The organism is Paenibacillus nasutitermitis (assembly GCF_014641075.1).
GTDB classification, from domain to species: domain Bacteria; phylum Bacillota; class Bacilli; order Paenibacillales; family Paenibacillaceae; genus Paenibacillus_Z; species Paenibacillus_Z nasutitermitis.
On sequence record NZ_BMHP01000001.1, the window covers coordinates 1,860,344 to 1,884,594 of the forward strand.

The 24,251-nt window shown below is 46.2% G+C and carries 20 protein-coding genes; 18 read left to right on the forward strand and 2 right to left on the reverse strand.

What is annotated here, in order from left to right; all coding sequences use genetic code 11:
* The first annotated feature begins 16 nt into the window (after nucleotides 1–16).
* From IEY46_RS07935 to IEY46_RS07965, 7 genes are all read left to right on the forward strand, one after another.
* Nucleotides 17–910, forward strand: coding sequence for a carbohydrate ABC transporter permease (locus IEY46_RS07935; RefSeq protein ID WP_188990749.1), 894 nt, complete (start codon nucleotides 17–19; stop codon nucleotides 908–910).
* A gap of 17 nt (nucleotides 911–927) precedes the next feature.
* Nucleotides 928–3,051 (forward strand): DUF5054 domain-containing protein, encoded by a 2,124-nt coding sequence (locus IEY46_RS07940; protein WP_229750139.1) that lies wholly within the window; start codon nucleotides 928–930, stop codon nucleotides 3,049–3,051.
* 382 nt (nucleotides 3,052–3,433) lie between these two features.
* Entirely contained in the window at nucleotides 3,434–4,342 is a 909-nt protein-coding gene (locus tag IEY46_RS07945) for a DMT family transporter (RefSeq protein ID WP_188990751.1), read from the forward strand.
* 114 nt (nucleotides 4,343–4,456) lie between these two features.
* Complete coding sequence (locus tag IEY46_RS07950; protein WP_188990753.1) at nucleotides 4,457–5,068, forward strand: hypothetical protein; 612 nt, start codon at nucleotides 4,457–4,459, stop codon at nucleotides 5,066–5,068.
* A 192-nt stretch (nucleotides 5,069–5,260) separates the two neighbouring features.
* Complete coding sequence (locus IEY46_RS07955; protein WP_188990755.1) at nucleotides 5,261–6,271, forward strand: Gfo/Idh/MocA family protein; 1,011 nt, start codon at nucleotides 5,261–5,263, stop codon at nucleotides 6,269–6,271.
* A 45-nt stretch (nucleotides 6,272–6,316) separates the two neighbouring features.
* Nucleotides 6,317–7,288: a Gfo/Idh/MocA family protein gene (locus tag IEY46_RS07960; protein ID WP_188990757.1), complete on the forward strand. Its 972-nt coding sequence runs from the start codon at nucleotides 6,317–6,319 to the stop codon at nucleotides 7,286–7,288.
* A 41-nt stretch (nucleotides 7,289–7,329) separates the two neighbouring features.
* Nucleotides 7,330–8,781: an SGNH/GDSL hydrolase family protein gene (locus IEY46_RS07965; RefSeq protein WP_188990758.1), complete on the forward strand. Its 1,452-nt coding sequence runs from the start codon at nucleotides 7,330–7,332 to the stop codon at nucleotides 8,779–8,781.
* A 94-nt stretch (nucleotides 8,782–8,875) separates the two neighbouring features.
* Here the strand turns inward: IEY46_RS07965 and IEY46_RS07970 are convergent, their stop codons facing one another.
* Nucleotides 8,876–9,232, reverse strand: a complete 357-nt coding sequence (locus IEY46_RS07970) for a LysM peptidoglycan-binding domain-containing protein (RefSeq protein ID WP_188990760.1) — start codon at nucleotides 9,230–9,232, stop codon at nucleotides 8,876–8,878.
* A gap of 297 nt (nucleotides 9,233–9,529) precedes the next feature.
* On the opposite strand from IEY46_RS07970, the gene IEY46_RS07975 reads away from it, so the two are divergent.
* From IEY46_RS07975 to IEY46_RS07985, 3 genes are read left to right on the forward strand one after another with little or no spacing between them, the layout of a single operon-like run.
* Nucleotides 9,530–10,570, forward strand: coding sequence for an alcohol dehydrogenase catalytic domain-containing protein (locus IEY46_RS07975; protein WP_229750140.1), 1,041 nt, complete (start codon nucleotides 9,530–9,532; stop codon nucleotides 10,568–10,570).
* Nucleotides 10,567–11,550 carry a Gfo/Idh/MocA family protein gene (locus tag IEY46_RS07980; RefSeq protein ID WP_188990762.1) on the forward strand — a complete coding sequence of 328 codons (984 nt, stop codon included), beginning with the start codon at nucleotides 10,567–10,569 and terminating at the stop codon, nucleotides 11,548–11,550. Before IEY46_RS07975 ends, IEY46_RS07980 begins: the two co-directional genes overlap by 4 nt.
* Nucleotides 11,551–11,609: 59 nt before the next feature.
* On the forward strand, nucleotides 11,610–12,518 hold the full coding sequence (locus IEY46_RS07985) for a phosphotransferase family protein (protein WP_188990764.1): 909 nt from the start codon (nucleotides 11,610–11,612) through the stop codon (nucleotides 12,516–12,518).
* Between the two features lie 584 nt (nucleotides 12,519–13,102).
* On the opposite strand, the gene IEY46_RS07990 is transcribed toward IEY46_RS07985, so the two are convergent.
* Nucleotides 13,103–13,978 carry a helix-turn-helix transcriptional regulator gene (locus IEY46_RS07990; RefSeq protein ID WP_188990766.1) on the reverse strand — a complete coding sequence of 292 codons (876 nt, stop codon included), beginning with the start codon at nucleotides 13,976–13,978 and terminating at the stop codon, nucleotides 13,103–13,105.
* A 194-nt stretch (nucleotides 13,979–14,172) separates the two neighbouring features.
* Between IEY46_RS07990 and IEY46_RS07995 the strand changes: the two genes are divergently transcribed.
* From IEY46_RS07995 to IEY46_RS08030, 8 genes are all read left to right on the forward strand, one after another.
* Nucleotides 14,173–15,753, forward strand: a complete 1,581-nt coding sequence (locus IEY46_RS07995; RefSeq protein WP_188990768.1) for a type 2 periplasmic-binding domain-containing protein — start codon at nucleotides 14,173–14,175, stop codon at nucleotides 15,751–15,753.
* A 68-nt stretch (nucleotides 15,754–15,821) separates the two neighbouring features.
* The gene (locus tag IEY46_RS08000) at nucleotides 15,822–16,721 is read left to right on the forward strand and encodes an ABC transporter permease (protein WP_188990770.1); all 900 of its coding nucleotides are present in this window, start codon (nucleotides 15,822–15,824) and stop codon (nucleotides 16,719–16,721) included.
* Between the two features lie 26 nt (nucleotides 16,722–16,747).
* Entirely contained in the window at nucleotides 16,748–17,623 is an 876-nt protein-coding gene (locus IEY46_RS08005; protein WP_188990772.1) for a carbohydrate ABC transporter permease, read from the forward strand.
* Between the two features lie 136 nt (nucleotides 17,624–17,759).
* Nucleotides 17,760–18,257: a DinB family protein gene (locus IEY46_RS08010; RefSeq protein ID WP_188990774.1), complete on the forward strand. Its 498-nt coding sequence runs from the start codon at nucleotides 17,760–17,762 to the stop codon at nucleotides 18,255–18,257.
* A gap of 244 nt (nucleotides 18,258–18,501) precedes the next feature.
* The gene (locus tag IEY46_RS08015; protein WP_188990776.1) at nucleotides 18,502–19,413 is read left to right on the forward strand and encodes an ABC transporter permease subunit; all 912 of its coding nucleotides are present in this window, start codon (nucleotides 18,502–18,504) and stop codon (nucleotides 19,411–19,413) included.
* 163 nt (nucleotides 19,414–19,576) lie between these two features.
* The gene (locus IEY46_RS08020; RefSeq protein ID WP_229750141.1) at nucleotides 19,577–20,284 is read left to right on the forward strand and encodes a carbohydrate ABC transporter permease; all 708 of its coding nucleotides are present in this window, start codon (nucleotides 19,577–19,579) and stop codon (nucleotides 20,282–20,284) included.
* Between the two features lie 72 nt (nucleotides 20,285–20,356).
* Nucleotides 20,357–21,934, forward strand: coding sequence for an ABC transporter substrate-binding protein (locus tag IEY46_RS08025; RefSeq protein ID WP_188990778.1), 1,578 nt, complete (start codon nucleotides 20,357–20,359; stop codon nucleotides 21,932–21,934).
* Nucleotides 21,935–22,049: 115 nt separating this feature from the next.
* On the forward strand, nucleotides 22,050–24,230 hold the full coding sequence (locus IEY46_RS08030; protein WP_188990780.1) for a helix-turn-helix transcriptional regulator: 2,181 nt from the start codon (nucleotides 22,050–22,052) through the stop codon (nucleotides 24,228–24,230).
* The last annotated feature ends 21 nt before the right edge of the window (nucleotides 24,231–24,251 follow it).

Sequence of the window (24,251 nt, forward strand, 5' to 3'; positions counted from 1 at the left end):
AGTGGTGAGAAATGATATGGTCAAATCAAAAACGTTATTCAGCAAGAGTACGGACGTTACCATTGTACTTCTTCTTACCATCATTTCATTCATTTCGATCTTCCCGCTCGTGCATACCCTTGCACTCTCCCTTAGTGAGAAGTCAGCTGCGAATGCTGGAGAGGTATTGCTTCTGCCAAAGGGGTTCAACTTCTCTTCCTACAGTATCATCCTCAAGGATCATAAGTTTTTTACAGCCTTTAAGGTGTCTGTGGAACGAGTGCTGCTCGGTACCTTTATTAATATGGCGCTTACCGTTATTATGGCATACCCCTTATCCAAAGCCAGTCGAATGTTCCCGGGCCGCAATATTTATATGTGGTTTCTGGTAGGCTGTATGCTATTCTCCGGTGGTTTGATTCCCTTGTACATGACGGTTACAGCACTTCACCTTCAGAATACATTATGGTCACTGGTTTTGCCAGGTGCAGTCCCGATATTTAACGTCATTCTCATCATGAATTTCTTCCGGAACTTGCCTAAGGAACTGGAGGAAGCGGCAGTGGTAGACGGCACTGGTCCATGGCAAACATTGTTCAAGGTGTACCTGCCGGTATCACTGCCGTCGCTTGCAACGGTCACCTTGTTCAGCGTTGTTGGCCATTGGAACTCATTCTTTGATGGACTTATTTTCATGAGCAAGCCCGAGAACTATCCGCTCCAAACGTATATTCAGCAGCTTGTCGTACGAATCGATCCGGAGTTAATGAAAGGCATGACCACGGAAGACCTTATTAAACTTAGCAAGGCTTCCGATCGAACACTTAATGGCGCTAAATTAATTGTTGCTATGATACCTCTGCTGGTTATCTATCCGTTCTTACAAAAATATTTTGTCCATGGGATCGTGTTAGGTTCCGTTAAAGAGTAAGCCTAGGAGAGAGGGAAATGGTTATGAACGAGATTAAGACGGTACATGTGGTGTTCAAAACCCACCTGGATATTGGATTTACGGACTTGGCTCGTAATGTGCTACGTAAATACAAGGAAGATTTTATTCCCAAGGCATTGTCATTGTCAGAAGAACTTAATAAGTCAGAGGAAGCAGCAGGCTTTATCTGGACGACGGGGTCATGGTTGATTCAAGAGTATCTAGCAGATGCTTTGCCAGATGAGAAAGAGCGGATGGAGAGGGCCATTCAGAATGGGCATATCGCTTGGCATGGACTTCCCTTCACTACCCACACGGAGTTGCTTGACTCTTCGTTGTTTCAATATGGACTATCTATTGCAGATCGGCTGGATAAGCGGTACGGCAAGAAGACGATATCAGCTAAGATGACAGATGTTCCCGGACATACTCGCTCAATGATCCCGCACATGTCTGCGCAGGGGATTCAATACTTGCATTTGGGTGTCAATCCAGCTTCTAAAGTGCCAAGTGTCCCTTCTTTGTTCGTTTGGAAAGCTGCCGATGGTTCTGACCTTGTTGTGAACTATGCAGACAATTATGGGAACACCGTGCAAGTTCCTGGACTGCAGGATGTGTTGTATTTTGCCCATACGGGAGATAACAATGGGCCTCCGTCTATCGAAGCTGTGCGCGAAGAGTTCGACCGGCTGCGTGAGAGGTTTCCTGGGGCCCTTGTTCAGGCATCGACGATGGACGCTTTCGCGGAAAAACTGCTTGTTTTCAAACATACTCTCCCTGTCTTGACGGAGGAGATTGGTGATTCGTGGATACATGGAGCCGCATCTGATCCGACTAAAATAGCAAGATTTCGCGAAATGCAGCGCATCAGAACACGCTGGCTGAACGAAGGGCGATTAATCGAAGGAACGCAGGAGTGTGATACCTTCTCTAATTATATTCTTTTAGTGGCAGAGCATACTTGGGGGATGGATGAGAAGACATTCCTTGGTGATTACATATCCTACACACCGACAAGCTTTGCAAGAGCGAGAGAGAAAGATAGAGTTACACATGAGGCAATCCCTGCCAAATATCAGTATATCGGCGCATTTGCAATGAATGCCGACGATAAGATGTCCGCGGCGCAATTTGAAGGACATGTCAGTGGGGGACAAAGGTCGTACTCACTATTGGAAAATTCGTGGCAAGAGCAGCGTAATTATCTGGAGCAGGCTATACATGCTCTAGCTGAAGATAAGCAACAAGAAATGCGTGAAGCCCTGCAGCATTTGAAGCCTCAAACAGAGTTGTTGGAAGATGGGGTGGAGATGAATCCGCTCATAAACTATAAGCTTGGTCTGTTCCAAGTTACATTCGGACAAGATGGCTCGATAAATCATTTGATTGATCATAAGGACAAGATCTGGGCTGATGAAAATCACGTCTTGGGCAGTTTCTTCTATGAATCGTTCGGGATGGAAAACTATCATTCGTGGTTTGAACAATACGTAGAGAATACCTCCGTTACGCATAGCTGGTCGGATGCTGACTTTGGCAAGCCGGGAATGGAGAATGCGCTGCCGACGCCCCGTCATCAATTATTTTCGCCCAAAGTGATTGCTATCCGTGGATTATATGGGACATTGTCAGATATAGTGAAGCTGGAGCTGGAACTGCCGATTGAAGCAGTAGAACAGCTTGGAGCTCCTCGGAACCTAAAAATAGAATATACATTTAGCAAACTGGAAGCAACGATTGCTGTCACTTTGAATTGGTATTCCAAGCAAGCTAACCGTCTGCCAGAATCGATCTGGTTCTCATTTGCCCCCTTGATGGCTAATAGTAACCTGTGGAAGATGAGTAAGATGGGTCAGCTGGTTTCTCCTCTAGAGGTTGTCAAGAATGGCAATCGGAATCTTCATGCTGTAGAAACTGGCGTCCATTATCAAGGATCAGACGGAATGGCTTCCATTGAGACTTTCGATGCTCCTGTTCTGGCAATGGGAGAGAGAAGAATCCTGCAATTCGACAATACCTTTCCTTCCTTAGAGGGGGGCATTCATGTACTGTTGTATAACAACGTATGGGGGACAAATTTCCCTATGTGGTTCGGAGAGGATAGCAAGTTTCGATTCCAACTCATGTTAAACAGCTTCTAAAGAGAAGGGTGGGAGCAGCCTCTGGACGGAGCCGGTGCAGCTTTTGCGCAAGCGATCGTTTTTGGAATGTTCGGTATGCGTGTAGAAGGGGAGCAGGTGACCTTTCATCCGAATATTCCATTAGAAGTAGGTGAAGCTCAACTACGGAATGTTAAAGTGTTTGATAAGATCTATCAAATGGAATAAGTTTTTGAAAGTGATGGTAGAGTGAGTCCTAATATTAAAGGCGACAATTCGTTTGCTGTTAAACGAATTGTCGCCTTTCTTTACATGATATAATGAATAAAAAATTCGAGACAAGAGACGTGAGTTTCCGAAAAAAGATTATCGTGCTGAGTGCTCTCGGTTGACGAGGCTCAAAGTGGATAGGAGGAAGAATTATTTGATTCATCGTGAGAATAAGAAAAAAATCACGGCTGACTTCATGCTCATTCTTGTAGCGATTATTTGGGGTTCTGGCTTTATTGCTAGCCAAATGGCAATCGATGCTGGTATGAGTTCAGCGCTTATCATGGCTCTTAGGTTTACAATAGCAGCGCTTGTTATGCTGCCCTTCTGCCTGCGAGAACTAAAACATATTCGCACCTCAGATCTTCGTCATGGTGTAATAGCTGGCATATTTCTATTTCTAGCATTTTACACCCAAATATGGGGTCAAAGCCTTACGACAGTTTCTCATAGCGCATTTCTTACAGCTACGAATGTGGTTTTGGTTCCATTAATCGTTTGGGTAACATCAAGAAGGCAACCTGGACTTAAGACGTTTCTAATGGCAGTTGTTACTTTGGTAGGAATCGGAGTGCTAACAATCAAACCGGGAAGCGTTGAAGCTAATTTTAATGCAGGGGATTGGTTAACCTTGCTATGTGCATTCTTTTTTGCACTGCATATTACCTATTTAGGTATCGCTATGCGAGAGAGTGGCGCAATGATAATTAACTTGCTACAGATCTCCATGGCCGCAATTATTTCTATTTTTGTATTGATTGTAATCGATCCAAATGCGTTCAAAGCAGTAGATCTAGGTGCTGGGCTTCCTGCAGCAATCTATCTGGGCATATTCAGCACTTGTCTCTGCTACCTTCTGCAGACGGCAGCGCAAAAATACACGACAGCTTCAAAAGCTGGAGTCCTGCTTTCGACAGAAGGGTTATTTGGAAGTCTCTTCTCCGTCCTGCTTGGGATGGAAGCACTTACGATCAACCTGGTATTGGGCGGGTTTATCATTTTGTGTGCTGTAATTTCGCTGGAGGTATTTCCACGTAAAATGAATCATAGCAAGGCGAATTGAAGATTTGATTAAAAAGAAAATGTCGTGATAAAAGTGAAATAAAGCCTTAAATCGGATGCGGACTAGACGTTGCAAAGCGTCTGGTGTTATGATTAATAACGGGTGAAGCTAACGATGACTAACGAGAAAACAAATGAAGAGGTAGATCAGAATCAGGATGTTGATTGGGCTGAACTGGTCAAGGCTGTTCATCATAACGGCCTCGTTTCGTTGAAAATGTATTTTGACGATGTAAATGGCCAAGTGTCGAACCATGAGGTTTATGGTCCATTGTTTATTTATCATGTGACGGATGAATCGGGTAACGGCTATGCATGTGGCTATTTTCTGCGCGAGCTGGTCGATCAATTTCAGAATGGCAGTAATCCGGCAGAATGGATGGCTTCCTTCTTCTTCGAGCTGATGAAGACTGAAGGGGGTAAATTGCTTCCTGCTGCGCCTTCGAATGAAGAAGAAGCAAAAGCGTTTATCGATAAGATGCTGGTTCCACTATGTATTAAATCGGTTAAGGAAGAATTCTCCCAGGAGCAGGTTCATGCGGGTCTGGATTGGAATGAACAGCATGGTCCTGTTTTTGAAGCCGGATTTCCGGCAATAAAGGACGGCAATAACGTATGCGCTTATCCTCTTCATCTTTTGTTTACGCATCTGCTGTTGAATCGGGATCCTGCGGAATTGCTTATCAATGGGCTGTACAAAATCAAAGAAGAGCATGGAGTGGAATAACCGTTTTGCAACCGCACCGTTTTAGAACCTGTAACACATTAAAAAAACGGCAGAAATGCCGTTTTTTTTTGAATTTAATGCCTTCTCCATCTGGAAAAGGTCTACACATCCATTATAATAAGAATTGAGAACGGTTTCACGATTTATAATCATCCCAATATCTTGATCAGAAATATCAAGGAGGAGATTAGAGTGACGATAAAATTTGCCGTTGTAGGAACAGGCTGGGTGGCAGGAGAGTACATGAAAGCGATTCTGGCAGATCCAGAAGCGGAGTTGTCGGGGCTGGTAAGTTCCAATCCGGATCGCGCAAAACAAATTCTGGTTGATCATAACAGCGATGCCCGCTGCTTCGGCACGTTCGCCGAAATGGTCAAGGATCCGCAAATAGATGCGATCGTTCTGTGTTCAACGCCGGATGTGCGAGCAGAACAAGCGATTCTCGCCGCGCAGAACGGCAAGCATCTGGTAATCGAGAAGCCAATGGCTATGAATAAAGCCGATTTATGGCGGATGGCCGAAGCGATAACCAGGAATCCCATCCGGACCGTTGTCAGCTTTGTGTTACGCTGGAACCCGAGCTTCGATACGACCAAATCGCTCATTGATAACGATGCGATTGGCCGGATATTCATGGCGCAGATTGATTATTGGCATAATATTGGTCCTCAATACGGGCAGTTCCGCTGGAGCAGCACGAAGAATCAAGGTGGAAGCAGTATCCTGTCTGCAGGCTGTCATGCCGTGGATGCCTTGCGTTACTTTGCCGGAGAGATCGATGAAGTGACAGCCTACAGCTGCACCACCTGGAGCAACTCGGAATACGAATTCGACCCCAATGCCCTGGCTATCTTTAAGCTGAAAAATGGCGGCCTCGGCAAGATATCCTCCTCTATCGAATGCAAAACAACGTATAAATTCAACGTTCATTTGCTGGGTGAGAAAGGATCCATTATGGACAATAAGTTGTTCAGCCACACGCTTCCAGGTCAAACCGATTATGCTGCAATTCCTACAATATTACCGGACAGCGGTGATGTCTCTCACCATCCTTTTGCCGATGAAATCAAAGAATTTACCCAATCGATCATAAAGGGAACCGTTCCCCGCTCCGATTTTTTCGATGCCTACAAAACGATGGAGGTTTCCTTCGCCATTGACGAGTCTATTCGATCCGGCAGTAAAGTCATTCTTTCATCATAAAAAATGTGGTCCTAAATCGTTTGCTGGAAAGGGAAGGGAAAATAGATGAGCCTGAGAATAGGATTTATCGGCGCCGGAGATATGGCGCGGCATCATATGAAGACGCTGCTCGAAATGAAAGAGGTCGAAATTGCGAGTGTGTTTGATATAAACAAGGAACAATGCCATAAAGCCGCGGAGGAGACAGGTGCAGCCGTCTATGACAGTGCAGATGCCGTGCTGGATCCTGCGCGCATCGATGCTGTCTTTATTTGTACGCCCCAGTTTGCCAGAGGTGAGCTGGAAGAAACCGCCGCACGTAAAGGCATACACATTTTTGTGGAGAAACCATTAGGTTTGGACCTGGATGTTGTCCGCAAAAAAGAACAGATCGTCCGGGAAGCGGGGATTATCAATTCCACCGGTTATTGTCTGCGTTATCTGGATACGGTGCGCAAAGCGAAGGATTACCTGAAGGGCCGGGAGGTCCATTTGATTCAGGCAAATCGGTATAACGGGAGTCATCCAGCTAAATGGTGGAGGACGCTTGCGCTTTCAGGTGGACATTTTGTTGACGCTGTTACCCATCAGGTCGATATGATCCGGTTTGTATCCGGCGAGTTTCACGATGTGAATGCCAGATTCAGCCAATCGGCCATTAAACGGCTTGATCCTGAAGCGACAATATACGATGCGGGGGCTATAACCTTTTCAATGAAATCAGGTTTGATTGGAAGCATTACCGAAACCTGTATGTCCAACTATCACGCCGGACATGACATTAAACTGTTCGGACATGATTTCTTTGTACATATTAGCCAGAATGGCATTACGGTCGAAATCGTCGATAATGAACAAAATATAACGCAGACCTCCAAGCTGGATTGCTACCGGGAGCAGAATAAAGCATTCGTCCAGGCGGTGTTATCCGGCAGACAAGATATTATTTTGTCCAGCTATGCTGATGGCATGAAGACGCTGGCGTTTTCATTGGCCGCTAACCAGTCCGCCCTCGAGAACAGAACCATTGAACTATAAAGATGTTGGTACGAGCCTTATTGAAATGAGGTTGAGGAACGATGAGTACCGATGTACTGCCTTTTCTGGCGAAATATGCGATTAATCTGCGGGCTGCTCAATTTCCCGTATTAACAGCCCGGCGGAGAGGGCATGAAACGACGGATTTGGAAATCATAATGTTGGGTGACAGCCACGGCTGGGGGCAAGGCTCGCTAGGCTACGATGTAGTCCTGCCCACACCCTTCACGCATATGGCTGTTCCATACAGCAATGGATTCTTTGCCAGAGTCAGGAAACATGTGGTGAACAAATACGATTGGTACCAGGACGCTGTCATACCTGGTCCGGGAAACCATGAAGACCCGATCATGAAAGTCAAAGGGATATCCGATATGCTTGATGTGGAGGTCACTTCTCCCGTGTCAGCGGTCGGCTTTTATTCCCCAAGCCGCCTTGACCAGGCGAGAACAAATCTCGGTTATCTTGCCGGGCTCAATAAATTCGGCAGCAAACTGCTTACTATGGCTCCGGATCCAGCGAATGGCAACGAAGCCAAGTTCTATGTCGATATGAAGGCTTATGCCAGCAAACTATATATCGGCGTCCTGTCAGGAACGGACGGAGGTATGCTGGAAATATCTTTACGGGATGAAGATGAAGACCGCCATCAGAGTGATTACCCGCTCTCCCGAATGGAGGGATTCCCAAAGGTTACCAGAATCGATCATGGTGTTCATCGGTCTGTTAGCTGCGAAAATGGCAGAATTACGCTTCAAAAAAGTGTTGTCCTTGATACTTTCAGCCCTGACGGGGATGAAGAAGTTGTTTATTGCATCGACTACGGGCAAAAGGTGAAAGGAAGGATTTATTTTTCTTTTGCGGGAGCGGGCCTGCTGGCTGATTCCTTGATACGGGTGGGGGAGTCTCCTATATCCCCGATTGTAAGTCTCAGAGGCATAATGTTTGACGGTAATAATATCCGCAACTTCTCGATGGGTGGACATACGGTGGGGCAATGGCTGGGCGACGGAACGGAGAGCTTCAATGATCCTTCCTATCCCCATATGGACGAGCTGCTGCGTTTTGTACCTTTCACTCCGTCGCTTGCCATCATACAGGCTCCGATTGTGAATGAATATCTCAGACAAACCCCTATTGTGACCTTTACGGCCAATTTGACGGAATTGCTAAGCAAAATGAATCTTCATCATAATCATAAGGGAAACAGGAAAATGGATGTGCTGTTGTTTACGAGCCTGGGGGACAAAGCGATTATATTTGAAGGAGCGCCGTCGGCACCTGTAAGCTATGAAGATTATTATGAAGCGCTCAGACAATTTGCTTCCCTTAACGATTATGGATTTGTGGACTTTGAGAAGTATTTCCGGGATTGCGTAAATGCCGGGTTACTGGATTATGAGCTGTTATTTGATGACAATATCCATCCGGGTCCTTATCCAAACGAATTCATCGGCAAGTTTCTCGCAGAAATTATAGATTTAATTATGTAACTGACACGCGGTCAGGAAATTAGGGACATAACGAACGCCTATCCGTCAAATAAGACCCGGCCCTGGTCAACCGGGTCTTATTTGGCTTTCACAGCTAACTTTGATTCGGCATTTCGGAGTAAGTTTTCTGGCAGCCCATATTGGAAATGCGCGGCACGTAAACCATCTCTCCAGCCTTCAACTGGTTCGGATTGGCAATATGCGGGTTAGCTTCCTCCAGAATTGCGTGAGGCATGTTGTACTTGTGGCCGACTGCGGCTAACGTTTCGCCTGCTTGGGCTTGGTGCTGAGCGAACAATGTATCCTCCGATTTTCCGTCTCTAAAGAAAGGAAAGAAAAACGGGGACAAGAAGAAAAACGGAAACAACGAACGGCCAGGGAAAAAGGGGTGGGGAAAAGGCCGGAAGAAAGGACGCCCAAAACCGCCACCAGGAAAAAATCCACGATTCATTAGATTAACCTCCAATTAAATAGTCATATGTCTATAGGTTATTGCCCAGATTAGAATTGGTGATGAATGATTTAACATTTGGGCTTGTTCGCAATCAGCGAATTTGGACCAGAACGGATGGCAAGCCCGTTGCCCCCTTCGGAAGTAGATGTTAGATAAAACAAGGAGTCTCGGTTCAAAGGTCAAATATATACTAGGGAGACAGCAATTATGGCAGGCGGAGAATATTGATCTGTCCGGTGATTACTGGTATATTTCAAAATCAATCCAATTGAATCCATCGATGGAGGAATGTTAATGATGACGGCCGATACCGATTTGTCTCCTAGAATGACTGTTCCCTTATTTGTCGGACAAGGAACCATTGCATTCGGATCAAAAGAAATTCCGGTTACCGGTGATGGCGAGCTTCTGATTCAGGTCAAAGCCAATGCGCTTTGCGGTTCTGACCGAGGGCAATTCTATGACGGGACGCCAGTAACGCCAGGGCATGAGGCGGCGGGTCTTGTAATCGCAGGAGGAACAGGAACGACTACTTCCCCAGGTACGCCTGGCGTTGTTTTTCTAATGGCTTTTTGCGGGGAATGCAGCAATTGCAAAAATGACTTTACCAATCTGTGTCTTAACAAACAGGCCGATTACGGATTTTCGGATGATGGCGGATATGCGCCCTATATGGTTGTGAAGGAACATGTGTTTTTTCCCATTGATCCGCAAATTCCTTTTGCAGAAGCAACCTTGCTGCTCGACATCATGGGGACCGGCGGTCATGCGATCAAGCGCGCTCAAAGGATACGCCCAGATATTAATTCCATTTTGATCGCAGGAGCCGGGCCTATTGGTCTTGGTGTTCTGGCCATGGCTAAATTGCTCTTGGGGCAAGATAAGCCCGTATATGTGATGGATTACGTACCGTATCGTCTGGAGCTTGCTGAGAAATTAGGAGCTATTCCGATTCATCTGGGGAATATGTCCGTATCTGACGTCGTTAGGAATAGAGGACATGCAGGGATAGATGTTGCCGTTGATACGAGCGGAAAAACAGCAGCGCGACAGATGGCCTTGGAGGCATTGAATAAACGGGGAGTTCTGGTCTGTGTCGGACACGGGCAAGAGCTGCATCTGCAAGTATCGAATGATCTGATCGCAACGGAGAGGGCAGTACTCGGAAGCGAATATTTTCAGTTCCATGAATTGGCCGAAAATCATGAGCTGCTTTTAAAGCATCTCCCTTACCTCAGCCAGATTATTACTCACCGCTGCAGGGTGGACCATATTCAGCAAGCGTATGAAATGTTTTTTGAAGGCCAGACCGGTAAGGTGGTTATCGAACAATGAGTGAGCCGTTGAAAGTCAAGGTGGCATTAATAGGTGCCGGCGGGTGGGGAAAGCAGCATGCACGAATATTTTCGGAGCGAACGGATATTGATTTCTGCGCTATCGTTGGCCGGAGTTTGGAGAAAACGCAGCAACGGGCCGCAGAGTTCCGTACCCGTGCCTATACCTCAGTCACTGAGATGCTGAAGCAGGAAAATCCGGATCTGGTCAGTCTGTGCCTGCCCAATCAGGGTCATTTTGAGGCGACGCTGGAAGTGATCCAGGCGGGATTTCCGCTTCTGGTCGAAAAGCCGCTTGTGTTCGGCCTCAAAGAAGCCGAAATTCTTCTCAATGAAGCAGAAAAGCGCGGCTTGTTTTTCGCTATTAATTTTAATCATCGTTATGCGAAGCCGGTCCAATTGGCGCACGAAGCTGTCCGCAGAGGAGAACTTGGCGAGCTGACATTTGGAACGTTTCGTTTTGGAGGGGAAGGCAGCAGTACGCATCCTCATGCTAATCTGATCGAGACGCAGTGCCATGGCTTCGATCTGCTTGAGCATTTATGCGGCCCGGTTGAATCAGTTATGGCGGAGATGACCGACAAGACCGGCGGCGGCTTCAGGACGATGGCCTTATCGCTGAAATTTGTAAGTGGGGCAGTAGGAAGCCTGATCGGGACCTATGATTCTTCCTATGCTTATCCCGAAACGCAGCGGCTGGAGCTGGACGGAACGAAGGGAAGAGCCGTTATAACCGACACGGTAAAAAGGTATACGTTCCATCCATCAGGCAGTGAACTGGGACAGACTTGGGAAGCCGGTTATTTCAATGACAAGGACAGGGAATTCCATCGTACTTTCGATTACCATGTCGAGGCTTTGCTTCAAGCCCTTAAGAAGGGGGAGCAACCACCCATCCATGCGAAAGCTGGAATGAGAGCTTTACAAATTGCCGATGCGGCAATCCGTTCTTTCGAAAGCGGAAAGCGTATCAGAGTTTAACCAAATCTGCCATGTATTTACTAAAAGGTCTTTGTACAGCAACTGAGGGAGGTTTAACGATGGAGGCTATCATACAGACCGCGAATCGTTTTGTGAGGACCCGGTTTGGCGACCGTGCGTATAATCTTAAGCCGCTTGCTTCAGGCGATTGGTCACAAGCTTATTCTTTCCTGCTCGACGGTCATGACAGGGTTATCCGCTTTGGCGCCTATGTGGAGGACTTTGAAAAGGATCGTGTTATGGGAACTTATTCCTCTGATTTTCTACCGATTCCTCATGTTCTTGAGATTGGGCAGACGCAGAGCGGTTTCTACGCTGTGTCCGAACGGGTCAGGGGTGAACATCTCGATGAGCTGGACGGACCCGGGATATGTCATGTCCTTCCACAATTGTTGGACGCGCTAAGCGAACTTCAGACCCATGATCTCACAAAAACTCAGGAGGTTGGCATTTGGCGTCCTAATGGGGAGGGGCCAGGCTGGGGAACCGAGCTTCTATCTGTAGCTGAACCCAGGGATCGGCTAGCGGGCTGGCGCGAAAGTCTCGACGCCTGGCCTCTGGAGGCACAAGTCTTCGATACGGGGGTAGAAAAGCTGAGGCAGCTTATAACGCAGCTTCCGGAGTACCGGGGAATCATCCACAATGATCTCTTAAACCGGAATGTTCTGGTCGATGGAGGGAAGCTGTCCGGTGTCATTGATTGGGGAAATGCGCGCTATGGCGATCCACTCTACGATATTGCCTGGTTTCTGTACTGGTGGTCTTGGTATCCCGAATGGCAGGAGATTGACTTGCAGGAAATTGTAGATGACCATTGGGTCAAACACGAAGGCAAACCTCCATTGGCGGATGAGCGGCTTCATTGCTGCCTGATCCACATCGGCCTGGACCATATCGCCTACAGTGCGTTCAAGCAGCGTCCAGAGGAAATGAAACGCAATGCCAAGCAATTGATGACTTATCTCTAAGATGAGTAAGGGAACTCTCTTTAACATATCTATTATTATCTTCACTAATCAGTGAGCTTTGCAGCATTAAATTCCTGGAAGGTGATTTCGTGGGAAATATCAAAAACTTTGGACTTGTCGTCGTAAACCTGATTGGTGATTTGTGACTCGGTATGGTTAGAAAGCCTGAATTTTATGATAACCATGCGAGGACGAAAACAAAATTGGGAAATGGGGTGTTTGTTGCCTTAGCCGGTGGTTTAGCAATAGGAACTGTTAGTTGGTTATGCTTGAGTATCTATTAATTGACGAAACTATAAAAAGATGGCCTCGCGGAGAACGATTAGCGGGGCCATCTTTTTCTTGCTGAAATGATTAAATTGTGTCGCGAAAAGCGGCAATGCTGCGATGTTCCGCGAGCCCACTTTCTACCCGGTTTACTCAATTGCATCATTTAACATCCTCCTGTCGTTAGAGATATTTTCATTGTTTCACGACTCGAATCCAATAAGAGGGCATTTTTTTGACGCGGTGTATGATTTTTTTGAAAAACGAAAACAGGCACTCAGCCGTCGTGAACGGCAGACTGCCTGTTTGTTGTTGGGTTAATTCAATCCTTGCCGATAGTGACTTCTGAATTCTTTGGGTGTCGTTCCTTTGAGATCTTTGAACACGCGCGAAAATGTCCGGAAGTTATCGAATCCAACCTCAAGCGCGATTTCCGATACGCTAAGTTGCGTTGAAACAAGATAACTTACCGCTCTCCCGACTCGGAGCTCATGCAAATACTCGATGAACGATTTTCCTACATGTCTTTTGAAAATGTGGCTCAAATAGGAGGCGTTCCAGCCAAGATGCTCGGACAGCATGGTCAGCGTCAACGGTTCGCAACAATGAATATGTATGAATTGAAGCATGTCGAACACGCCCCGTTTTCGTTCGTCGTTCAAAGGGATTTTTGTATCCCGAAGGTCCTGGTAGGTGCGGATGAGAAAAACAAGAGCCTCCAGCAGCTTGTGACGAATCACCGTATTTTTCCCGAATCCTTTGGAATGATATTCCAGGAACAAATCATCCATTATTTTCGATAGTTGCTGCGTCTGCACCTCGGATAAATCGTAGTAGGACGGCAGTTCACTCCCCGTCTTGAGCAAGTACGTTCCGATGTGATCTTCGTCGGGGGACAGAATATTCAAGTCGAACATGCAGCAATATTTCGTTATGGCCGTTCCGGGTTCGACCCGAATTTCATGCATGTGGTGGGGCAGAAGCAGGGAAACCGTCCCTCGGCGCAGCGCGTGAGGGCGGCCGTTCAATATTTCTTCCGCAGAGCCTTCGATCACCAGCGACAATTCAGCAAAATTGTGATAGTGAAGAGGGTATTTTCTCCACAACCGGCTCATCAATATGTAGAAAGGCAGGTCGTCTTTGCCGAACATATTGTATGTCAATGCGTCCTGATAAATAGGGAAAACGGACATCGGATATCACCCGCTTTAGTGGAATACAAACCCGTTTCAAATCGTGCTTACTAAAAAAATGATACAAGAAACCAATAATAAGGAACGAAACGCGGCTTGCGTCTGGTTAAGATAGGGTAGAGCCTGTTATCCGACAATTAACAGGTAAATACAAATTAAGATTATTATAGTTTAAAGGGGGAAATGTTTGCAATATGAAAAGAAAACGCTTTATCGTATCGATCGGTATCGTAGCTGTTACTCTCGGTGTCATTTTATCCGCATGCGGCGATAATGACGCGGCGAACGAGTCCGGGGTGCAAAACCCGGGTCAAGGCCCGGTGTCGCTGCATATTTTGAACTCGCACGCCGGTGCCAAATATGCACAGCAGCTGAAGGCGGATGACCCTTACGTGAAGGAATTGAATCGTTTGTCCGGGTATGACATCAAGTGGGAGTTTTTGGGGCATGCGCAAGATTTTACGCAGCAGCTAACAGTCCGGTTCGCATCGAAGGATTTGGCCGATATGATCCGCACGACGAATATCAACGCCAGCATGCATGCGGGCGCCGTAGAGAACGGTATTTTCACAGAACTCGGACCGCTTATCGATAAGTATGGTCCTAATCTGAAAAAGATGATTCCGCAGGAAACTTGGAACAGTCCGAAAGTTTCAAAGAACGGCAAAATATACGGCATCCCATCCATCGTCCCCATCCCCGCCTCCAATGTTATTTACATCCGGCAGGACTGGCTCGACAAGCTCGGAATGAAGCAGCCGAAAACGATGGATGAATGGAAAGCATATTTTGAAGGTGTACGCAAGGAAGATTTGGACGGAAATGGCAATCCGGATGACGAATATGGACTTTACGTGAGGGAAGATATGGTCGGAGGCGATCTGTTTTTCCACGAATTCGGCTATCACCCGTCGGAATGGACGCTCCAGGATGGGCAGCTTCAACCCGGAATAATCCAGCCGGAAATGAAAGAAGCTCTCAAATGGTGGAAAATGATGTACGAAAACAAATACGTGAATCCGGACCTGTTCACGTTGAAGGCGAGTGATTGGCTTGCCGGTATCAGCAATGGAAAAGGTGGCAGCTGGAAATATTCGTTCGACGTTGCGAATATAAGCTTCTCGCCGGATAAATTCGCCGACAAAAACGCGAAAATCGATCTGATCGGCGGTCCAGTCGGCCCGACCGGCAAACACGGTTTAACGCCACGGGGCGATCAAGTGTATTTCGTCTGGGTTATTCCCACATCTTCCAAAAAAGCTGTCGAAGCGGTCAAATTTTTGGATTGGGCATGGTCATCGCCAGAAGCGCAGACGTTTTTCAACTACGGTGTCAAAGATTTGAGCTACAAGGTTGAGAACGGACAAATCAAATGGGACAAAAATGATGAAGTGAACAAAGCGGATGGCAATTCCGTGTGGGTATTCTACCAATTGTCCATCAACCCTACGAACGTAGGGACTCAATCTCCGAAGCTTTTCGAGCTGCAGCCGAACAAGGAATTGATGATGAAAGGAATGAAGGTGGCCGAGGAGGAAATCTACGAGACCGATGGAATGTCCATGCCCGCGCTGGAAGCGTTCAGCACGAAACCCGAATTGAGCCCGGGTCTTGGCAATGGAACGATGTTTTTTGATATGTTCGCTAAAGTCGTGACCGGCAAGGAGGACCTGGACGCTGCGTTCGACAAATTCGTTCAGGAATGGAAACGCCGGGGCGGTGACGAGGCAATCAAAGAAGCGACGGATTGGTATAATGCGTTCCACAAGCAGTAATGGTTGTGCAGGAGGCTTTCTCCAGCCGAATTTGACTGCGTATATCAAAACATCGAAAGGGGAATGGCATGCTCCGGAACAAACTATTTGACGAAAAAACAGCCCTTTTCCTTTTGGTGCTGCCCGGAATTCTGCATCTTATTGTGTTCCGCTACGTCCCACTTTTTGGAAATGTGATCGTGTTTCAGGAATACAATTTGTTCCAGGGCATTGCGGGTAGTCCCTGGGTGGGCTTCAAACATTTTACGGCAATGTTTAGCTATGAAGAGTTTTACCATATATTGCGTAACACACTGATATTAAGCTTGTATTCACTGCTGTTCGGTTTCCCCGCACCGCTGCTGCTGGCATTGCTGCTGAACGAGGTGCGCCTGATGTGGTTCAAGCGCTCGATCCAGACGCTGCTTTATTTGCCGCACTTTTTGTCCTGGGTTATAGTAGGCGGGATTTTTATTAATTTGCTGTCGATAGAAGGCGTTGCCAATACGTTCTTGGGCTGGATTGGGCTTGAGAAACGGGATTTTATAACGATGCCGGAATATTTTCGGCCGATACTCGTTTTCGTTTCCATCTGGAAAGAAATCGGCTGGGGCACAATTATTTATTTGGCAGCGCTTGCCGGCGTTAATCCCAATTTGTACGAAGCTGCTATGGTCGACGGAGCCGGGCGGTGGCGCCAAATGTGGAATATTACGCTGCCTTCCCTCTTGCCAACTATCATTATTTTGTTTTTGCTGCGAATTGGAAGCGTATTGGATGCGAATGTGGAGCAGGTGCTCATCTTCCAGAATCCATTGAACCGTGATGTCGCCGAAGTGATTGATACCTATGTGTTCCGGGTCGGGTTGTTGGGTTCGCAGTTCAGTTATACGACGGCGATTGGCATATTCCAATCTTTCGTGGGAATCGTTCTGATCTTCAGCCTTAATGCGCTAAGCCGTAAGCTGACCAAAGAAAGCATCTTCTGACATGACGAGCGATAGGGGGAGAGCCAATGTCCAAGTCCGATAAAATGTTTCCGGCTATAAACGGGCTTCTGCTTATACTGGCCGCTTTAACTATGGTCGCGCCGCTCGTTCATTTACTAGCCGTATCCTTAAGCGATCCCGTATACGCGAATGCGATGCTTGTCACCTTGTGGCCGAAAGGGCTGCAGCTGGACACCTATCGGGAAATATTCGCACTGGATCAGTTGTGGAGATCGTTCGCCGTTACGGTTTACCTTTGTATCATGGGAACGTTCGTTTTTCTTCTGTTTACAACATCCATGGCTTATGGGCTTTCCAGACCGATGACTCCGAAGCGGACGTGGATATTGAAGGGGCTGCTCATTACGCTCGTATTCTCATCTCCGCTCATTCCGAACTACATGCTCGTCCGTTCGCTCGGCATGGAAAATACATTGTGGGCTCTAATAATTCCGGGTGCTATGGGCACGTTTGGCGTAATTATTATGAAGACATTCTTCCAAGGTATTTCAAGCGAGCTGTTCGATGTGGCAAAAATAGACGGGTGCAGCGAATACGGCATCTATGCAAGAATGGCGCTTCCGCTCTCCATGCCGGTAATTGCGACGTTAAGCCTCTTTCATATTGTCGGTTTGTGGAATTCTTACTTCTCTGCCATCATCTTTATCCGGGACAAGGATCTGTTTCCGCTTCAGGTCGTATTGCGTAATCTACTCATTACTGGCAATGTGCAAAGCGAAGTCGGAATCGCCGGAGGTACGATCGACATCGGCACACCTGTCACTCCGGAGCAGCTCAAGGCGGGCATCATCATGGTGGCGACGCTGCCTATCTTATGCGTCTACCCGTTTCTGCAAAAATATTTCGTGAAAGGCTCGATGCTCGGTTCGTTGAAGGAATGAGAGAAGCAACTCATGTCCAAATTAGCCCTGAGAATGTTTCTTTCCTCAGGGCTTTGTTATGGTATATGATGCATATATAAAATGTGAAAAACGGAATTATGAAAAATGCTCAATCAAGAAAGAGGAGTGATTCCTATTGAAATATCAGACATTGATTACAGAATACGAAGATGATTTGCAACATTATTCCCCGGAGCAGCTTAAGCACGTAACGGAGCAAGGGGTCTGGTCTCTTGGCCAACTGTACGGTCACTTGATCGACGTGGCCCAGGAATATCTGGACAAGGTGGAAGCTTGCAAGACATCAGGTGCGGATCAGCCGCTTGGCAAGACAGAGGCGGGGGAGCAGTTGTTCAGGAACGGCGGATTTCCACCTGTGAGGATCAAACTGCCTGACTTTCTTGATCGACCCAGCAATGTACAAACCAAAGAAGACACCACCACAGCACTCCATCAATTACAGCTGAAGATGATGGAATGTGAGGGGCAGTTGGACGCACTGAACCCGGATTATAAAGTCGAACATGGCGGCTTCGGCTGGCTGAACGGGCGGGAATGGTTCGATCTGATTGAGATGCATTTCCGCCATCATTTGCGTCAGAAAAGTGAACTGGAACAGAAGCTTGGATTATAGACTCCTGTCAGAGAATGATTCCATGATGGAATCCCTCTGGCAGGAGTTTTATTTCGTGATATCTACCTCCAAAAGCTGTCCAGACCTGGTCTGAGCCCTTAATATACGGGGAAAAAGTTAAAAAACCAATATACCAAGCAAATTGAGAACTATACAGGATAGAGGGATTAGACTTACATTTAGAGCACACAAAACGAGGCAGTCATGCCACTTAACACAAATCTGACAGAAGGAGAAACCGAGTATGTTCGTTTTTTTTCAAGAGCTGAAGAAGAATCGTTATCTGTATTTGTTAGGCTTGCCCGGCATGTTGTTTTTATTTATTTTTGCTTATTTGCCTCTGCTGGGGCACATCCTGGCATTTAAGGACTTCAAGCTCAAAGATGGAATCTGGGGGAGCAAATGGGTCGGATTTCATAATTTCAAATTTTTCTTTAATGGGCCGGACTGGCTGCAGGTCACACTGAATACGATGTTTCTGAATTTTTTGTTTATCTTCTTCGGGCTGGGCGTATCTTTGCTCCTTGCGCTATTGTTGAATGAAATTCGTGTTGTTCTGTTCAAGAAAATCTCGCAATCTTTTGTATTTCTACCTTACTTTATTTCCTGGCTCGTCGTAAGCTTTATGTCCTTCTCCTTGTTCAGTTCAGATGGAATCTTGAATAAAATACTTCCGCTGATCGATATGCAAGCCATCAATTGGTATCAAACGCCATCGGTATGGCCGTTTCTATTAACATTGATTTATATCTGGAAGTTTTCCGGTTATTTTGCGATTATCTTTCTGGCAGCGATAACAGGACTATCATCCGAGGTATATGAAAGCGCTACTATCGATGGGGCGACACGGTTTCAACAAGTGATCTTCATTACAATCCCGCAATTGCGGTCCGTCATTATTGTATTGACGCTGCTGGGAGTAGGCCGGATATTCTACGGTGATTTCGGAATGATCTATGGGATCATCGGCGATAATGGGATCCTTTATCCGACTACCGATGTCATCGATACGTATTCTTACCGTGCATTAAGACAGTTGGGCGATTTCAGCATGTCGTCGGCTATCGTGCTGTATCAATCGTTTCTGGGCATTTGTGCCATCGTAACCTTCAATTGGATAGCCAAAAAAGTAGATCCGGAGGCGACGCTTTATTAATACCCAGGCAGGTGACCGTATCTTTCAAGTCTTTGTTTATTTATTCATCGCTGTGTTTGTACTGGCTTGTTTCATACCCTTTTGGCTTGTATTTATTAATTCCTTTGCCCCCGAGTCGGTACTGCAAAAAAGCGGCTACAGACTTTGGATTCCATCGCTTGATTTGAATGCCTACAAGTATTTACTGGCAGGCGAGCAAGTTTTCCGCAGTTATGGAGTCACGCTGTTCGTGACCATAATCGGTACCATGGCTGCCATTTTAATTACGTCTACTTACGCTTATGTTTTGGCACACCGCAAAGTGAAATACCGGAATCTGTTATCCTTTTTGACTTATTTCACGATGATATTCGGTACAGGCCTTGTCGGGTTTTATATTCTGATTGTGAATTGGCTGCATTTAAAGGATTCCATCTGGGTGATGATTCTGCCCTATTTGCTTAACCCATTCTATGCATTCATTCTGGTGGCATTCTACCGGAATCTTCCATATGAAATTTATGAATCCGCAACGGTTGACGGCGCCAACGATATTTCGATTTTCTTTCGGATCATTTGGCATGTATCCACTCCGGTGCTTGCAACAGTCAGCTTGTTCTATGCGCTTCAATACTGGAATGACTGGTGGTTATCTTTGTTGTTCATTGACAACCATGATTTGCATTCTCTGCAAATGATGATCCGAAACCTGATGGGCAGCTTGAATGTTTCCAGTTATGTCGGGGGTTCCACTGAATATAAGGTTCAACCACCTACAGAAGGCGTTAAGCTGGCAACTGTTTGCTTGACGATAGGACCGATTGTGTTCTTGTACCCTTATATTCAAAAGTATTTCGTAAAAGGATTAACGATCGGTTCCGTAAAAGGATAGCTGGACGGTTTCAGCGAAAGCTTGTTCCAACACAGGCACTCGTTAAACATATACAAAAAGGGAGGCAACAACATGCAATTTAAGAAATGGGCTTCAATGGGATTCATCTTTGCTTTATGCTTCATGATCATCTCGGGGTGCTCCACCAACAATAATATAAAGGAGGAACCTGCGCCGGGCAAAGAAGCCGGCAAGACGGATACAGCCACTAAGCCGGAATCGGACTCCAAACAACTGGATCCCGTTACCTTGAAGATTATGCTGCCCGGGGATCAGCCGAAGGACTACGAAGCCGTCAAGGCAGAGATCGAGAAAAGGCTGGCGGATACGCTAAACGTAAAAATCGATATAACGTACGTTCCCTGGTCGGATCTGGCCACGAAGACACAGGTCACCCTGGCTGCTGGCGAGCCTTACGATTTGATTTACGACGCGCCTTGGCTGCATATGAACCAGATGATTGCCGCCGGTTACTATGAGCCGTTGGATGAGTTAATCGAGAAATACGGCGAAACCATTGTGAAAACAAGGCCGCAAAAGATGTGGGATGCCAATAAATTTAATGGGAAAATCATGGGTGTTCCGCTCGGCATCTTCATGGTACAAGGACATTCTTATCTCATCCGCAAGGATTTGCGCGAACAATTGTCGTTGCCTCCGATAAAAACCTACGAGGATCTGATCAAATATGCGTATGCGGTCAAGGAGAAGTTCCCGGAAATTTCACCGATCACTCCAGCAGGAAGCGATGCGGAGAAAGGCTATTCATGGGCAGCTTTCCGTCAAAATGACGCGACCGACCAGATCCGTCCTACTCATGCCGATGCCAATAGCATGGTGTTGTATTACAAGAATAACGATGGAAAGGTCTACAATATGTTCGATCAGAAGGACCCTCTCATCTGGAGTTGGATAACAGAAGCAAGAAAGCTCTATCAAGACAAGATTATTAATCAGGATGTCATGTCGATCAAGGATTGGAATGGGGAATTCATCGCAGGAAAAAGCGCGGTTATCGCGAGCAGAAGCTTCATCTATGAATACTGGCAGCATGCGCTGCTCCAGAAGAATGTAGCGGAAGGGACAATGGAAAACGTCAAGCTTCTGGATATTACGCCAAAGAAAAATATCATTAATTTTCAAATGGATAATTTTATCAGTGTTCCGGCCGTCAGCAAGAACAAGGAAAGGGCCATCCAATTCCTCAACTGGGCGAATGAGAAGGAGAATTATGATCTGATCGAGCATGGAATTCCCGGGGAAGAATGGGAAGCGGTCGGCGACGATAAATATAAGGATCTGACAACGGATTCCCACGGAATCGCCTCGTTCAGCTTAATCTGGAATCCTGTCCACGAAAGATTTCCTGAGACGGACGATGAAGAAACGATTGCCTACAAAAAGTTTGTCGGAGACGGCGATAATTTCACCGCAGACATTCTGACCGGTTTTTCATTCAATGGAGAGCCTGTAAAAAACGAGCTGGCTCAATATAGCGCCATTCAATCCAAATATTATGCCAGCTTGCTTAATGGTGTGGTTGATCCCGATACGTATTGGACCAAGTTTCAAGGCGAAGCCGCAGGGGCTCTGAAGAAAATTCAAGTGGAGCTGCAAAAACAAATTGATTCGTTCCTGGCAACCCAATAGTTATTTAGCAGCATGATAGAGAGAAGTCTGGGCCGTTAGTTCAGACTTCTCTATATAAATTTCCTTTTGATACGCTATAATGACAAAAACAGCAAGCAAAGGGGAATATCCACCCGTGCGAAAATTAAAGCTCATCAAGCTCATATTTGTTCTGCTGATTATGATTACGACTGTAATGATCCCCTTCACCTGGCTGTTATCCCGTCAATTTACCAAGTATGCCTCCGATGAAATGAATGACTTCAATCAGGATAAGGTGATACAGACCGCCGATAATTTAGATTTCTTTTTAAATAATTTAAAGGCGTTCGGTATTAATATTTACGAGGATGAGCGCATTCAGAATTGGCTGATGGAAGAGAAAGAGGATATTATCACCCAGCAGATCGCAGACAATACGATGATGCTTTATTTAACGACGCAGCCCTTTATATACAAAAGCTACTTGATCAATTTGAGGACGGAGTCCGTGCTAGATTCCAAAATCGGAAAAAAAAGATTTTCCCAATTTGCCGATCAGGATATTTTGACGACGATCAAAGAACACCGGCAAACCTTTCTGCGTTATTTTGATCACCAGATCGAAGGAGACTCCTATCTGGCCCTGATTTATCCCTTAACGCCTTCCCGCAAGGATTATTACGGTTATCTGGTCCTCCTGCTGAATAAGGACATGCTCAATAAGCATTTATTGTCCAATCAAATGCCGGATACCGCAAATTACGTCCTGGATCAAGCTCAGCATGTGCTTCTGGGGGATCCCCCTATTAAAGGGGAGACAGGCTGGATCACCTATGGGGCACCTGTAGTCTCTCAGGAATGGACCATCTATTCCACCTATCGGTTAGACAGTATCGGGGAACGGATGAGATCGTTTCAAACTATCATTTTGTGGAATTTCCTGGGTCTCCTTGGTGTGCTGATCGTTATTTCGGCATGGAATACGATTCGCAGCTACAAGCCTATCGTTACCCTACATAAGCTTATACAAGCGAGAATGGACAAGAACCATTCCCATCATCCGGCGGGCGGCATGCTGCGCCATCACGATTTGACCGATATTCAGAACAGCGTAGAGTTCCTTCTGGACAGTGTAGACAAGATGAATCAAACGATGAACGAGCAGCGGGTTATGCTCCGGGAAGAACATATGCGCCAGTGGATCCTGCAGGGTAAGATGAATCCTGCTATTCAAGCGGTTATCGAAACCGAGAGCAAGCTTTTGCAGGTTGCCAAGCTTTATCTTGTTATCATTCGGATGGAGTCGTATCAGGCGCTTTCCGAGAAATATAACTTCTACTCCAGAAAGCTATTGAAATTTGCGATGGGAAATATCGCAGCCGAGCTTATCCATAATGAAGGTTGGGAGGTCGAATGCGTTGATTTGGGAAGCGATCACCTGATTCTGCTGATCGGCCGAAATGATGATCATGAGCCGGAGTACCTGGCCGTCATCAAACAAATAGGGGAACAGATCAACAAGTGGCTAAAAATTCCCAATGCCGTGGCAAGCAGCCGCGATTTCAGCCCGGATATGGATTTAAGAAGCATCTATGATCTCGTATTTGAACTGACCATGTTAAAGTTTGTTAGCGGAGAAGATAAAGTTTACAGGCTGGATGACTTTGAGAATTTTGCAGACATACATCAATCGTTAGCTTATGAAGGGATCCTTGAGGATATTGTAAATGCGGTTCGAATCGGCAAAACCGATCCAATCAAACAAAGTCTGGAATTGCTGCAAAAGCAAATGAAACATCTTCCCTATGAAACCTGCAAACAGCATCTGATGTTTATTACGTATACGCTTTTCAAGTCCTTCAGCAAGCTGACCATCGTGCAGAACATTGACAATATCTCGCATTTCCTCGAAAAATTCGATACGCTGCAGCAATATTTCAGTTGGCTGGAAAATATGCTCCACGAGATCAGAGTACGAATCAATGTGCCGATCGGAAATAATCGTAAAACAGAGCTGACCTCCGAAATTATCCAGTACGTCAGAGACCATTTGCAGGATCCGATGCTGACGCAGGAGCAAATTGCGAGCCATTTGTCATTATCCTACAGTTATGTGCGGTCGGTTTTTAAGGAAGTGTCCAATCTGACCCTGGCCGATTTCATACTTGAAGAACGGATTCAGTTGGTTAAAGAGCTATTGATCCATTCTGATTCTTCCATTACCGACATAGCCGAAAGAGCAGGATTTCAATCGAAGAGCTACTTTTTTACTGTTTTCAAGAAAATGACAGGGCTTACGCCTAACGAATTCAGAAAGCTGCAAAAGATGGAGTAAGGCAGTCTCCGCTAATTATTC

Bases quoted from the DNA above. Each gene is read 5' to 3' on its own strand.
- IEY46_RS07995 (WP_188990768.1), top strand. From the start codon at position 14,173: ATGAAAAGAAAACGCTTTATCGTATCGATCGGTATCGTAGCTGTTACT.
- IEY46_RS08005 (WP_188990772.1), top strand. From the start codon at position 16,748: ATGTCCAAGTCCGATAAAATGTTTCCGGCTATAAACGGGCTTCTGCTT.
- IEY46_RS08015 (WP_188990776.1), top strand. From the start codon at position 18,502: ATGTTCGTTTTTTTTCAAGAGCTGAAGAAGAATCGTTATCTGTATTTG.
- IEY46_RS07990 (WP_188990766.1), bottom strand. From the start codon at position 13,978: ATGTCCGTTTTCCCTATTTATCAGGACGCATTGACATACAATATGTTC.
- IEY46_RS07980 (WP_188990762.1), top strand. From the start codon at position 10,567: ATGAGTGAGCCGTTGAAAGTCAAGGTGGCATTAATAGGTGCCGGCGGG.
- IEY46_RS07985 (WP_188990764.1), top strand. From the start codon at position 11,610: ATGGAGGCTATCATACAGACCGCGAATCGTTTTGTGAGGACCCGGTTT.
- IEY46_RS07965 (WP_188990758.1), top strand. From the start codon at position 7,330: ATGAGTACCGATGTACTGCCTTTTCTGGCGAAATATGCGATTAATCTG.
- IEY46_RS08000 (WP_188990770.1), top strand. From the start codon at position 15,822: ATGCTCCGGAACAAACTATTTGACGAAAAAACAGCCCTTTTCCTTTTG.
- IEY46_RS07950 (WP_188990753.1), top strand. From the start codon at position 4,457: ATGACTAACGAGAAAACAAATGAAGAGGTAGATCAGAATCAGGATGTT.
- IEY46_RS07935 (WP_188990749.1), top strand. From the start codon at position 17: ATGGTCAAATCAAAAACGTTATTCAGCAAGAGTACGGACGTTACCATT.
- IEY46_RS07975 (WP_229750140.1), top strand. From the start codon at position 9,530: ATGATGACGGCCGATACCGATTTGTCTCCTAGAATGACTGTTCCCTTA.
- IEY46_RS07970 (WP_188990760.1), bottom strand. From the start codon at position 9,232: ATGAATCGTGGATTTTTTCCTGGTGGCGGTTTTGGGCGTCCTTTCTTC.
- IEY46_RS07960 (WP_188990757.1), top strand. From the start codon at position 6,317: ATGAGCCTGAGAATAGGATTTATCGGCGCCGGAGATATGGCGCGGCAT.
- IEY46_RS07940 (WP_229750139.1), top strand. From the start codon at position 928: ATGGTTATGAACGAGATTAAGACGGTACATGTGGTGTTCAAAACCCAC.
- IEY46_RS08025 (WP_188990778.1), top strand. From the start codon at position 20,357: ATGCAATTTAAGAAATGGGCTTCAATGGGATTCATCTTTGCTTTATGC.